Below are 12,965 nucleotides of genomic sequence, written 5' to 3' on the forward strand. Positions count from 1 at the left end.
TCGGATAGGTTGCCTAAGGTTTGGTTCCTGTTCTGTTTCTATGGGTTCCGGACCGTTCACGGCAGCTCCGCTGTGGGTCGTAATCCTTGTCAACCGGAGCACACCAAATTCATGGATTTTAACAAAACACGGTACATCCCAATGAGCCGTCGGCGTCGTATTTATGAAGGCAAGGCAAAGGTTCTTTACGAAGGCCCCGAGCCCGGGACCCTGATCCAGCACTTCAAGGACGACGCCACCGCGTTCAATGCGAAGAAGCATCAGGTGATCGAGGGCAAGGGCGTCCTCAACAACCGGATCTCGGAGTACCTGTTTCAGCACCTCAACGACATCGGGGTGCCGACCCATTTCATCCGCCGTCTCAACATGCGCGAGCAGTTGATCCGCGAGGTCGAGATCGTGCCACTCGAGGTGGTGGTGCGGAACGTTGCCGCGGGCTCGCTCTCGCAGCGGCTCGGCATCGAGGAGGGCACGCAGCTGCCACGCTCGATCATCGAATTCTACTACAAGAACGACCAGCTCAACGACCCCATGGTGTCGGAAGAGCACATCACCGCCTTCGGCTGGGCGACGCCGCAGGAGATCGACGACATCATGGCGCTCGCCATCCGCGTCAACGACTTCCTCACCGGCCTCTTCCTCGGTATCGGAATCCGCCTCGTCGACTTCAAGATGGAATGCGGCCGCCTGTTCGAGAACGAGATGATGCGGATCATCGTCGCCGACGAGATCTCACCGGACTCCTGCCGTCTGTGGGACATCAAGTCGAACGAGAAGCTCGACAAGGACCGCTTCCGGCGCGACCTCGGTGGCCTGCTCGAGGCTTATACCGAAGTTGCGAAGCGCCTCGGCATCCTCATGGAGAACGAGCGTCCGGCGGGTTCGGGCCCGGTGCTGGTGAAGAGCTAAAGAGGGATTATCGACGTGAAGGCACGTGTCACCGTTACCCTGAAGACGGGCATTCTGGATCCGCAGGGCAAAGCCATCGAAGGCGCGCTGAAATCGCTCGGCGTCGATGGCGTGGCCAGCGTCCGTCAGGGCAAGGTGTTCGACATCGAGCTCGCCAGCGCGGACAAGGCCAAGGCCGAAGCCGCGCTGAAGGAGGCCGCTGACAAGCTTTTGGCGAACACGGTGATCGAGAATTATCGCGTCGAGATTGTGTAGCGTTCACAGCCATCCGACGCGGCGGAAGCGCCAATAGAGCGCGATGCACGAAATCAGCATCAGGCCGAGTACGGCAAAATAACCGTACTCCCACTCCAACTCCGGCATGTGCTTGAAGTTCATGCCGTAGATTCCTGCGACCGCCGTTGGGATGGCGATGATCGCGAGCCATGAAGCAAGCCTCTTGGAGACCACGGTCTCCTGAGCCTGGCCGACCAGCAGACTCGCTTCGAAGGCGAAGGCCAGCACCTCGCGCATGGAATCGATGCGCTCCTGGATATTCCGGACGTGGTCGGTGACGTCCCGGAACAGAGGCTGCATGGTCTGACGCACCATCGACAGCTCGTCATGCTCGAGCCGACGGCAGACTTCGACCAGCGGGCCGATCGCATTGCGCAGCCGCAACAGATCGCGGCGCAGCATGTAGAGCCGCTCGATCTGCGCCTTGGTGATCACGTTGGAGAGCACGTGGTCCTCGATCTCCTCGACCTCCTCATGGATGCTTTCGAGCACGGGGGAGTAGTTGTCGACGATGAAATCGAGGATGGCATAGAGGATGTAGTCCTCGCCCCGGGCCAGCGCCCGCGGACAGCTTTCGCAGCGCGCGCGCACCGCGGTGTAGGACGTCGAGGCGCCGTGGCGTACCGTCACGAGATAGCCGTCGCCAACGAAGATGTGCGTCTCGCCGAAGGCTATCCGGCCGTCGATCAGTTGCGCTGTACGCGCGACGATGAACAGGGCTTCGCCATATTGCTCGATCTTCGGCCGCTGATGGGCGTTGTTGGCATCTTCGATTGCGAGCTCGTGCAGATCGAATTGCTTCTGCACCGCGGCGAGCAGCGCCATGTCGGGCTCGTGCAACCCGATCCAGACGACGTGCCCGGGCTTTGCCCGCCAGCTCGAGGCTTCGCTGATCGCGATGTTGGCCACGCGCCGGCCGTCGACATAGGCGCCGGCAGCAACGACGCCCTCGGTGGAGACCGGTTCGGCTGGGGATGTAGGCGACGACGGGACGTTCATGGCTTCAATCCCCGGCAAAATCGTTGGCCAAAGGGCGGGTTATGGCCTGTGCACAAAGCCGTCAGGTGAGGCTAGCACTGGTAAAATCCGCGTCAAATGGTTATGTCTCCTCACGATTTGGCCGCCGGCCAGCCCGATTCCATTCCTCGCTTCGGAACTCAAAGCCATGAAAGCCGCCATCCTCGTCTTTCCCGGAATCAACCGCGAGCGCGACATGGCGCGTGCGCTGAAGCTGATCTCGGGACACGAGCCGGCGATGGTCTGGCACGCTGAGATGTCGCTCCCCGTTGGGACCGATCTCGTCGTGGTGCCCGGTGGCTTCTCCTATGGCGATTACCTGCGCTGTGGCGCCATCGCCGCGCGCGCGCCGGTGATGGACGCGGTGCGCGACTATGCGGCGAAGGGCGGGCTCGTGCTCGGCGTCTGCAACGGTTTCCAGATCCTCTGCGAGTCCGGCCTGTTGCCGGGCGTGCTGATGCGCAATGCCCGGCTGAAATTCATCTGTCACGACGTGCATCTGCGCGTCGAACGCTCCGACACGCCGTTCACCCGCGGCTACAATGCCGGCCAGGTGATCCGCGTGCCGGTCGCCCATGGCGAGGGCAATTACGAGGCGGATGAAGAGACCATCAAGCGGCTCGAAGGCGAGGGGCGGGTGCTCTACCGCTACTGCTCGGCCGAAGGCGTGGTCGACGAGGCCCACAACATCAACGGCGCAGCGCATTCCATTGCCGGCATCGTCAACGACAAGGGCAACGTGCTCGGCATGATGCCGCATCCGGAAAACCACGTCGAAGACATCATGGGCTGCACCGACGGCCGTGGCCTGTTCGCCGGCCTCGCGGCGCATCTCGACCTCGCGGCATGAACCTCGTCACGCGAGATCGCGACTGACCGAGGGTTGTTCGATGACGTGGCGCTGCTTTCGAGCTACGCGCCCGATGGAGGCGTCGCCTTCCGCTTCACCCGCTTGATCGTGCCGGAAAAGGTGAACAGCCGACGCTCGCCGGCCATCATCTCGCCGCGCAGGAAGATCAGCGAGCCGCCGGCGCGGGTGACCTCGCCGGTGCATTCGATCAGCTCGCCCTCGTGGCCGGCATCGAGGAATTCGCAGCCAAAATTGACGGTCACGCCCCGGCCGTCCAACGCATGGCGGCCGATCGCGAACAGGCAATAATCGGCGAACGCCATGAAGCATCCGCCGTGGACGTTTTGGGACCCGTTGAGGTGTTTTTTCTCCACCCGGAAGGCGCAGCGGACGCGGCCGTCCTCCTCGAAGCGGTGCCAGAAGGGGCCGATATGGTTCTCAAAACTGTCGCGAATCCAGGTCTGCCAGCCCTTGAATTCCCCCTCGGTCGCGACGTGCAGGTCGGGGCGGGGGGAAGAAGTCGTCTTGGTCAGCTCGTGCAAGGAATGGGGCCTTCAAATGAGAGGTTTTTGCCCTTAAATCCGATCCGTCCGTGCTGTGCAATTCCTGTTCCCGCGGGCCCCTTCTGCAAAACTATGGACAGTGGGAAAATGCGCCTTAAAGGGCTTTTCGCGAGGCCCGGATGTTCCTAAGAACGGCCAGACCCCGCCGAAAGCGCCGAATCCATGCTCAAGAACGAACCGAAGATCACCCCCGAACTCGTAGCCGCCCACGGGCTCAAGCCCGATGAGTATGAGCGCATCCTGAAGCTGATCGGGCGGGAGCCGACCTTCACCGAGCTCGGCATCTTCTCGGCGATGTGGAACGAGCACTGCTCGTACAAATCCTCGCGCATCCATCTCCGCGGCCTGCCGACGAAAGCACCGTGGGTGATCCAGGGCCCCGGCGAGAACGCCGGCGTGATCGACATCGGCGACGGGCAGGCGGTTGTCTTCAAGATGGAGAGCCACAACCACCCGAGCTACATCGAGCCCTATCAGGGAGCAACCACTGGCGTCGGCGGCATCTTGCGCGACGTCTTCACCATGGGCGCGCGCCCCATTGCCTGCCTGAACGCGCTGAGCTTTGGCGCACCCGAGCATCCCAGGACGCGGCATCTCGTCTCCGGCGTGGTCGCCGGTGTCGGCGGCTACGGCAATTCCTTCGGCGTGCCGACGGTCGGTGGGCAGGTGCGCTTCCACACCCGCTATGACGGCAACATCCTCGTCAACGCCATGGCGGTCGGCCTCGCCGACGCCGACAAGATCTTCTATGCGGCCGCCTCCGGCGTGAACATGCCGATCGTCTATCTCGGCTCCAAGACGGGCCGCGACGGCATTCACGGCGCCTCGATGGCGTCGGCCGAGTTCGATGACAAGTCCGAGGAGAAGCGCCCCACCGTTCAGGTCGGCGATCCCTTCGCCGAGAAGCTGCTGCTCGAGGCCTGCCTCGAGATCATGGAGAAGGGCTGTGTCATCGCGATCCAGGACATGGGTGCGGCGGGGCTCACATGCTCGGCAGTCGAGATGGGCGCCAAGGGCGACCTCGGCGTCGATCTCGATCTCGACGCGGTGCCGACGCGCGAGACCGGCATGAGCGCTTACGAGATGATGCTCTCGGAGAGCCAGGAGCGCATGCTCATGGTGCTCAAGCCCGAGAAGGAGAAAGAGGCCGAGGCGATCTTCAAGAAGTGGGGGCTGGATTTCGCCGTGGTCGGCTACACCACGCCCAGCAAGCGCTTTGTGGTCAAGCATGGCGGCGATGTCATGGCCGACCTGCCGATCAAGGAGCTCGGCGACGAGGCGCCGGTCTATGACCGCCCGCATGTCGCCTCAAGCGCGCTGCCGGTCGTGCATGCCCGCGAGGTCGCGGCGCCGATGGGCATTGGTGCTGCGCTCGAAAAGCTGATCGGCACGCCCGAGCTGTGCAGCAAGCGCTGGGTCTGGGAGCAGTACGACCACGTCATCCTCGGCAATACGGTGCAGCGCCCCGGCGGCGATGCTGCCGTCGTGCGCGTGGAGGACGGGCCGAAGGGCCTCGCGATGACGGTGGACGTCACGCCGCGCTATTGCGAGGCTGATCCATTCGAAGGTGGCAAGCAGGCGGTGGCCGAAGCCTGGCGCAACATTACCGCGGTCGGCGGCAAGCCGCTCGCGATCACCGACAATCTCAACTTCGGCAATCCGGAGCGACCCGAGATCATGGGCCAGTTCGTCGGCTGCCTGAAGGGCATTTCGGAAGCCTGCCGCGCGCTGGATTTCCCGGTCGTGTCCGGCAACGTCTCGCTCTACAACGAGACCAACGGCCGCGCGATCCTGCCGACGCCCTCGATCGGCGGCGTTGGCGTGCTCGATGATTTCACCAAATCCGCTTCGCTCGCCTTCAAGGCCGAGGGCGAGGCGATCCTCCTGATCGGCGAGACCCATGGCTGGCTCGGCCAGTCGGTTTATCTTCGCGACATCTGCGGTCGCGAGGAGGGCGCGCCGCCGCCGGTCGATCTCGCTGCCGAGAAGCGCAATGGCGACGTCGTACGCGGCATGATCCATGCGGGCACTGCGACGGCGGCACATGACCTCTCCGACGGCGGCCTCTTGATCGCGCTGGCCGAGATGGCGATGGCCAGCGGCATCGGCGCGCGTCTTTTGGCTGCGCCAGCCGCGCTCGTGCCGCACGCCTATTGGTTTGGCGAGGACCAGGCGCGCTACATTGTGACCGTGCCTGAGACGCAGGCCGGCCTCGTGCTTGCAAAGATGCGCGGCTGCGAGGTGCCCTGCGTGCGCATCGGCACCACCGGCGGCGACGCGATCGCAATTGTCGGCGAGGCGCCAGTCAAGATCGACACTCTGCGCACCGCATTCGAGCGCTGGCTGCCGGAGTATATGGGCGCGAAGGTGGTGTAAGTCCCACAGTCTCTCGTCATTGCGAGGAGCGAAGCGACGAAGCAATCCAGGCTCGCGCCGCGGAGACAGTCTGGATTGCTTCGCTGCGCGCTCGCAATGACGAAATGAGAGAGCTGGGTTCACAACACCCGCGTCGCGCCGGGAATCTTTCGTAGCGCTGCGGTGGCGGCCCAGCTCAGGATCACCGTGAGCACGAACGCAATCGTCGCCTTGACGATCGCCGGCACGCTGACGTCGAACAGGTAATACTGGATCCACAGCACGATCGGATAGTGCACCAGGAACATGCCGTAGGCTTCGCCCTGCATGCGATCGAGCAACGTCGGTCCCGGTGCTTTCGAGTGCAGGAAGAAGGCGAGGATCGTCAGCAGGATTGCGGCCGAGAACAGCACGAAGAACGAGCCGTAGATTGCATGATACCACCACGGCAGATGAGGCGGATTGCCCAGGATCTCGCGCTTGACGAAAATCATGCACCACATGCCCGCGTAGGGGAGCAGTGTAACGAACAGCCAGCTCCATCGGCTTTTCGGTAACTGGCCCTCCGGGCCCAGCACGCCGGTGGCCATGCCGGCACAGCCGACGCCCGCGCCGATGAAGAAATAGGAGGCATAGAGCAGCACACGGCTCGCCTGCACCGAGAACGGCCCGAACTCGAACCAGTGATTGACGCCGTAATAGATCAGCATCGGGATGTAGGCGATCTCGGTGACGATCCAGAGCAGCAGCCAGAACCGCCACGGCTCCTTGAAGCCTTGCTGCGAAATCCGGTTGATCGGAAACACCAGCGTGGACGAGACCCGGTAGAGCAGGCACGCCGTGACATCGAAGGCGAGCAGCACCCAGACGAACCAGATTGGACCGCTTGGCCATGGCCCGACGGTCACCGTCTTCCACCAGAACGCCGAGAAGGTGAGATCAGAGCCGCCCTGCAATGCCAGCGCGTAATAGGCGAGCGGGATCAGCGTCAGCGCGCAGACGGCGAAGGGAAGGCCGAGCCGCAGCAGGCGGTCGCGGATGAAGGCCAGCGGTGCCTTGTGGCCGAGGCCGGGCCATACGAACAGGCCTGACAGGAAAAAGAACATCGCCATGAAGAACGAGTCATTGGCGAGCACGATCAGATCGAACCCGATCCACTCGGTCGGATCGGTGTGACCGAAATAGGTATAGGGGATGACGGCATGATGCAGCAGCACCACCAGAGTCAGGAACGTACGCGCCCGATCGAGCGACAGGTTTCGTGCTTTGCTCTTGGGAGCTGCGCTGACCTCAGCGCCAGCCGTCGCCGTAGGTGAGATCGTTGTCATGTTCGCCCCGGTTGCATCCTTCCCTGGGTGCGGATGTTGCCGCTGGGACGGGAATTCAGCAAGTTCTGTTTAGCCTGACTCTGCTTCGTCTCGCCGCCGTACCAGTGGCGGAGGAACCGGTCCATCCCCTGCACGTTAGAGTTCACGAAATCTTTAATTACCCGTCCGCTTTGGCGGCGCGGACCTCGCGGAGCAGGCGATGACCATCCTGAAATGGGCGCTGATCTTCCTGTTGATCTCGATCGTGGCGGGCGTGCTCGGCTTCACCGGCGTTTCGGCCGCCTCCGCCGATATCGCGCGCTTCCTGTTCTACGTCTTCGTCGTGATCTTCCTGGTGCTCCTGGTGTTGGGGCTCACGATCTTCAGGGCGTAGCTACCTAAGTCATTCCGGGGCGATGCGAAGCATCGAACTGTGGTGCGCAATTGCGCACCTGAGAATCTCGAGATTCCGGGCTCGGTCCTGCGGACCGCCCCGGAATGACAGCATCCAAAAATTACCCCACTTCCTCGATCTTCACCTTGTCAGGATAGAAGGCGAGATGGCCGGAGATCTCCGTCATGGCGGGGAACGGCGTCTCGTAGGTCCAGATCGCATTGTCCAGCGTCGTGCCGTCAGCCTTGACGCTGAAATAGCTTGCGTCGCCCTTGTAGGGACAATGAGTGACGCGGTCGGTCCGTTCGAGCACGGCCATGTTGGCGTCCTCCCGCGGTACGTATTGGACGGCCGGATACCGGGCCTCCTTCAGCGTCAGCGCCTTCGTGGTGTCGGCGATAACGACGTCGCCCGCCGTCACGCGGACGCGCCTGGGGTTGTGAGTGATGGTGATGGGGTGGTCGGGGCCCGGAAGCTTCATGATATCACGCCTTTTTGGTCGATTGGCCACGCGCGGCACTTTGTCGTGCCTTTATCCCGCTCGAAGGCGGAATATAGTCGTTGAAAGCGTGACCTAGAAGGCCGTTCACGCTAAGTTTGGGCCTGCCGGTCCCGGGGACCCCGGCAAGTGAGTCGAAGGCCTGAATTCGAAGGCGGTAGAAGGAGCGAGAGCAGAATGCCAATGGACGCCCACGATATCGAGGCGATGATCAAGGCAGCGATCCCCGATGCCGAGGTGACGATCCGGGACCTCGCCGGTGACGGCGACCATTATGCCGCGACCGTGATCTCGGAATCCTTCCGTGGAAAGTCCCGCGTTCAGCAGCACCAGATTGTCTATCAGTCGCTGCGCGGCCAGATGGGAGGTGTGCTTCACGCGCTGGCCCTGCAGACCGGCGTGCCCGGAAGCTGATGGCGAATTGATCTTTTGGCGGCGGGGTAGGCTATGGCTGCGGACAATTCACGCGGCGCGATGTTTCGTGTCATCGTGCCGGACCAGCCGGGCCGCGTGACCTATGTCGAACTGTTCTTCGATCTCGTCTTCGTCTACGCCGTCACGCAGATTTCGCACACGCTGCTCGGCCGTTTCACGCCGCTCGGCGCCGTCCAGGTCACGCTGCTGTTCCTCGCGGTGTGGTGGGTCTGGGTCTACACTGCCTGGGTCACCAACTGGCTGAACCCCGAACTGACGCCGGTCCGCGTCCTGCTCTTCCTGATGATGCTGGGCGGCCTCGTGCTCTCGACCTCGATCCCGACGGCGTTCGAGGGGCGGGGGCTGTGGTTTGCGATTGCCTATGCGGCCATGCAGGTTGGGCGGACGGCCTTCTGGCTGTTCGTGACGCCGCCGCACCGGATCCTGGTGCGGCACAATGCGATCCGCATCCTGCTCTGGCTCTCGGTCTCTGCCGTGCTGTGGATCGCCGGTGGGTTTGCGGAGGGCGAGACTCGGCTATGGTTCTGGCTCGCGGCCGTGGTCTTCGAATACATCTCGCCAGCCGCACGCTTCTGGGTGCCGAAGCTGGGATTTTCGTCGGTCGAGGCCTGGGCGGTCGAGGGCGGCCATATGGCCGAACGCTGCGCCGGCTTCATCATCATCGCGCTGGGTGAAGCGGTCGTCGTCAACGGCGCGACCTTTGCCGAACTGAGCTGGACCGGGGAGAACATCTTCGCCTTCCTGGCGGCGCTCCTCGGCAGCATCGCGATGTGGTGGATCTATTTCCACAAGGGCGCGGAAGCGGGCTCCGAGCTGATCTCGAAATCCGCCGAGTCCGGTCGGCTGGCGCGGCTCGCCTACACCTACCTGCACATGCCAATCATTGCCGGCATCATCCTGACCGCCGTGTCTGATGAGCTCGTGCTGAAGCATCCGACCGGACATTCCGATCTCAGGACGGTATTGAGCACGGTCGGTGGTCCCCTGGTGTTCTTGGTCGGCACCATCCTGTTCAAGCACGCCATCCGCGGCTTCCTTCAACTTTCGCACGGCGTCGGCATTCTCATGCTTCTGGCGTTGGGCTGGTTCGGCGGCGAATTGTCTCCACTCTGGCTCTCGATCGCGACGACGGCGATCCTGATCGTGGTGGCGGTGTGGGAGTCGGTGTCGTTGGGGTCGAAGTCCGAAGGGGCTGATTGAACCGCCGGTGCCGATCGGACTATCGGTCGGGACCGCCGGCTGTCGTGACCTACGGCTTCGTTCACGAGGACCGGCGCTGGCGTATCGACAATATCCGCACCACCAAGTTGGTCGGTGTGGGACATGTTGACGCGGTCGTTGAGGGACTCCTGAGCCAGCGCTCTCATTGGAGAAGCCTACTCCACGGCCTCCATTGCATGCACCGAGAACATCTTGGCGGCGTCCGTCCACGTCTCCCGCACCCGCCAGCCGGCGCCGCGCGCGAGCGCTGCAAACCGTTCGATGCTGTATTTGTAGCTGTTCTCGGTGTGGATGCTCTCGCCCGGTCGGAACGAGAAGCTGGTGCCCAGCATGCGCACGGTCTGGCTCTTCCTGCTGATCAGGTGCATCTCGATGCGGTGCTGCTCGCGATTGTAGATCGCGCGATGCGTAAAGGCGGAGAGATCGAAATTGCCGCCAAGCTCGCGGTTGATGCGCACGAGCACATTAAGGTTGAAGCGGGCGGTGACACCGGCGGCGTCGTTGTAGGCGTCGTGGAGCACCCGCTCGTCCTTTTCGAGGTCCGCACCGATGATCATCAGCGCGCCCTGGCCCAGGATCTGGCGCGCGCTCTTCAAGAACGCCTGGGCTTCGTGCGGCTCGAAGTTGCCGATGGTCGAGCCGGGAAAGAAGCCGACCTTCGGCAGGTTGGCAACCGCGGGCGGCAGCTCAAACGGCGTGGTGAAGTCTGCGGCGACCGGATGGATGCCGAGCGAGGGGAAATCCCGCCGCAAGCCGTTCGCCTGCCCCTGAAGGAAGTCGCCGGAGATATCGACGGGCACGTAGGCGGCGAACCTGCAATGCTTCAGGAGCAGGCGGACCTTGGTGGTCGCGCCGGCGCCGAACTCGACCAGCGCCGCATGCTCCGGGATGATTTTCGCGATCTCGCTGCCACGCTCGCGCAGGATCGAGAGCTCGGTGCGCGTCGGGTAATATTCCGGCAGGCGCGTGATCGCCTCGAACAGCTCCGAACCGGTCGCGTCGTAGAAATATTTCGGAGACAGCTTTTTCGGCTGCTGCGACAGATCTCCGATGGCGTCGCGGGCAAAGGCGGTGGTCTGTTCGTCAGGAAGATGGGCTTCGGCCAAAGCGCTGGCGTGCACATTCATGATACTCTCCTGAACGCGCTGTCCGGCGCGCGGTTGTCGTCGGATGAGAACTAAAGCCCGATGAGATCGCGCTTTAGGTCGTTGTTTGAGCATGATCTCTTCGGAAAACCGCTTCACACTTTTCCGGATCATGCTCTAGTCGTAGTCGGCGAGGCGTAATCCCGTGAATTGCCAACGGTGGTGCGGGTAGAAGAAGTTGCGATAGGTGATACGGCTGTGCCCGCCCGGAGTTGCAAGCGAGGAGCCGCGCAGCACCAGCTGATTGACCATGAACTTGCCGTTGTACTCGCCGAGCGCGCCTTCCACGGCGCGGTAACCGGGATAGGGCGAATATGAGCTGCGGGTCCATTGCCAGACGATGCCGAAGGCATCGTTGAGCTGGCCGGCGCGGGCCGCGACCTCCCATTCCATCTCGGTCGGCAGGTGCTTTCCGGCCCAGCGCGCGAACGCATCCGCCTCGTAATAGCTGACATGACAGACTGGGGCATCGGGATCGACCGGCTTGAGTCCGGCGAGCGTCATCATGTGCCAGCGACCGTCGATCTCGCGCCAGTGGCCCGGCGCCTGCCAGCCCTCGCTGCTGACCGCGGCAAAGCCGTCCATCAGCCAGAGCGGCGCGGTTCGGTAACCGCCGTCGCGTATGAAGGCGAGCCATTCGGCATTGGTGACGAGATTGCGCGCGATCCTGACGGGACCCACCAGCGCGCGATGCGCCGGCTTCTCATTATCGAAATGAAAGCTGTCGTCGGCATGTCCGATGCTGTGAATGCCTTCGTTCAGGGATAGCCATTCCGCACCCGTCTTGTTCGGGGCCGGGAAGCGCCAATCACGATCGTAAGCGGGGAGAACTGGATTCTGCGCAAAGGCGTGCAGGATATCCGTGAACATCAACTCCTGGTGTTGCTGCTCATGATTGAGGCCGACTTCGACCAGCGGGCTGATGGCGCGAAGCTTGGCCTCGTCCGCCTCGCGGAAGAATCTTACGACGGCGGCATCGACGTAGGTTCGATAGGCGGTGACCTGATCGGCGCTTGGCCGCGTGATGTCGCCGCGGCGATGCCGAGCGTGGCGTGGACCGGCGCTGACGTAATAGGAATTGAACAGGAATGCGAAGTCGGGATGGAAGGGCTTATAACCCGGACAGTGCTCGCCAAGCAGAAACTGCTCGAAGAACCAGGTCGTATGCGCGCGGTGCCATTTCGCGGGGCTCGCATCCGGCATGGACTGGATCTGCTGGTCTTCCGCGCTGAGCGGGGCGGCGCGGCGCTCAGTCTCGTTACGGACCGCCACAAAGGCATCCACCAGCGCTTCGTCCAAGCTGCCGGATTCGGAGAAAGGTGACGCTGGGAGCGGGCTGGCCGTCGCGGAGGCTTGTTTCGTCACGATTTTCTCCGGGTGGACAAGAGAACGTTGCAGACGTAGCTCGGTTCCAAGAGACAGGTTCGTCCTAGATAGGGCCTCCGTTACGGGATAAAAGTCCTCCTCGGTGATGATATTAGAGCCATCAGGCTATGGCCCCGCCGGCCCCGAATTGGGCGGACCGGTCGCATGGCAGGGCTTCGTCGCCGCCATTTTACTTTGGATGTCCAATAGTTTGCGCTACATATACAGGCAGGTATCGGGTTAGATGGCTGAGCCGCCCGAAGCGATGAGGGCTCCGCCCCGGAAGGACATGGATATGAGCATCGAGGAATTCATCGACAGCGAAGTGAAGTCGAACGACGTGGTTCTGTTCATGAAGGGCACGCCGCAATTTCCGCAGTGCGGTTTCTCCGGCCAGGTCGTGCAGATCCTCGACCATCTCGGCGTCGGCTATAAGGGCCTGAACGTTCTCGAATCCGCCGAGTTGCGCAACGGCATCAAGGTCTATTCGAACTGGCCGACCATCCCCCAGCTCTATGTGAAGGGCGAGTTTGTCGGCGGCTGTGACATCGTACGCGAGATGTTCCAGGCTGGCGAATTGCAGCAGCTCTTCTCCGACAAGGGCGTTGCCGTCAACGCAGCGGCCTGAT

The 12,965-nt window shown here is 62.7% G+C and carries 14 protein-coding genes; 8 read left to right on the top strand and 6 right to left on the bottom strand.

All coding sequences use genetic code 11. The features are described from left to right. The first annotated feature begins 141 nt into the window (after positions 1-141). Together purC and purS are read left to right on the top strand one after the other, a co-directional pair. Entirely contained in the window at positions 142-909 is a 768-nt protein-coding gene (gene purC / locus SO139_RS04315) for a phosphoribosylaminoimidazolesuccinocarboxamide synthase (RefSeq protein ID WP_008974302.1), read from the top strand. 15 nt (positions 910-924) lie between these two features. Continuing rightward, positions 925-1,164, top strand: a complete 240-nt coding sequence (gene purS, locus SO139_RS04320) for a phosphoribosylformylglycinamidine synthase subunit PurS (RefSeq protein WP_449377145.1) — start codon at positions 925-927, stop codon at positions 1,162-1,164. A gap of 3 nt (positions 1,165-1,167) precedes the next feature. Here the strand turns inward: purS and corA are convergent, their stop codons facing one another. Beyond that, a complete protein-coding gene (gene corA, locus SO139_RS04325) occupies positions 1,168-2,184 on the bottom strand; it encodes a magnesium/cobalt transporter CorA (protein ID WP_449377146.1) in 1,017 nt (338 codons plus the stop codon). 166 nt (positions 2,185-2,350) lie between these two features. Here corA and purQ point away from each other — a divergent pair, with 166 nt between their 5' ends. Then, on the top strand, positions 2,351-3,052 hold the full coding sequence (gene purQ, locus SO139_RS04330; RefSeq protein ID WP_449377147.1) for a phosphoribosylformylglycinamidine synthase subunit PurQ: 702 nt from the start codon (positions 2,351-2,353) through the stop codon (positions 3,050-3,052). A 62-nt stretch (positions 3,053-3,114) separates the two neighbouring features. On the opposite strand, the gene SO139_RS04335 is transcribed toward purQ, so the two are convergent. Further along, complete coding sequence (locus SO139_RS04335) at positions 3,115-3,594, bottom strand: PaaI family thioesterase (protein WP_449377148.1); 480 nt, start codon at positions 3,592-3,594, stop codon at positions 3,115-3,117. Positions 3,595-3,777: 183 nt separating this feature from the next. Here SO139_RS04335 and purL point away from each other — a divergent pair, with 183 nt between their 5' ends. Beyond that, positions 3,778-5,991 (top strand): phosphoribosylformylglycinamidine synthase subunit PurL, encoded by a 2,214-nt coding sequence (gene purL / locus SO139_RS04340; protein ID WP_498539702.1) that lies wholly within the window; start codon positions 3,778-3,780, stop codon positions 5,989-5,991. Between the two features lie 119 nt (positions 5,992-6,110). Here purL and SO139_RS04345 read toward each other — a convergent pair whose 3' ends face one another. Continuing rightward, complete coding sequence (locus SO139_RS04345; RefSeq protein ID WP_498539703.1) at positions 6,111-7,298, bottom strand: acyltransferase family protein; 1,188 nt, start codon at positions 7,296-7,298, stop codon at positions 6,111-6,113. Positions 7,299-7,497: 199 nt separating this feature from the next. Between SO139_RS04345 and SO139_RS04350 the strand changes: the two genes are divergently transcribed. Then, on the top strand, positions 7,498-7,671 hold the full coding sequence (locus SO139_RS04350) for a DUF1328 domain-containing protein (protein ID WP_449377151.1): 174 nt from the start codon (positions 7,498-7,500) through the stop codon (positions 7,669-7,671). A gap of 121 nt (positions 7,672-7,792) precedes the next feature. Here SO139_RS04350 and SO139_RS04355 read toward each other — a convergent pair whose 3' ends face one another. After that, complete coding sequence (locus SO139_RS04355; RefSeq protein WP_449377152.1) at positions 7,793-8,152, bottom strand: DUF427 domain-containing protein; 360 nt, start codon at positions 8,150-8,152, stop codon at positions 7,793-7,795. A 195-nt stretch (positions 8,153-8,347) separates the two neighbouring features. Here SO139_RS04355 and SO139_RS04360 point away from each other — a divergent pair, with 195 nt between their 5' ends. Continuing rightward, entirely contained in the window at positions 8,348-8,584 is a 237-nt protein-coding gene (locus SO139_RS04360) for a BolA family protein (protein ID WP_027525381.1), read from the top strand. Between the two features lie 33 nt (positions 8,585-8,617). Then, a complete protein-coding gene (locus SO139_RS04365; RefSeq protein ID WP_449377153.1) occupies positions 8,618-9,805 on the top strand; it encodes a low temperature requirement protein A in 1,188 nt (395 codons plus the stop codon). A 176-nt stretch (positions 9,806-9,981) separates the two neighbouring features. Here SO139_RS04365 and egtD read toward each other — a convergent pair whose 3' ends face one another. Then, positions 9,982-10,953, bottom strand: coding sequence for an L-histidine N(alpha)-methyltransferase (gene egtD / locus SO139_RS04370; RefSeq protein WP_498539704.1), 972 nt, complete (start codon positions 10,951-10,953; stop codon positions 9,982-9,984). Between the two features lie 135 nt (positions 10,954-11,088). Next, positions 11,089-12,336, bottom strand: coding sequence for an ergothioneine biosynthesis protein EgtB (egtB, locus tag SO139_RS04375; RefSeq protein WP_449377155.1), 1,248 nt, complete (start codon positions 12,334-12,336; stop codon positions 11,089-11,091). 295 nt (positions 12,337-12,631) lie between these two features. Here egtB and grxD point away from each other — a divergent pair, with 295 nt between their 5' ends. Then, a complete protein-coding gene (grxD, locus tag SO139_RS04380) occupies positions 12,632-12,964 on the top strand; it encodes a Grx4 family monothiol glutaredoxin (RefSeq protein WP_254105106.1) in 333 nt (110 codons plus the stop codon). Position 12,965 lies beyond the last annotated feature (1 nt).

It is taken from the genome of Bradyrhizobium sp. UFLA05-89 (assembly GCF_059803475.1).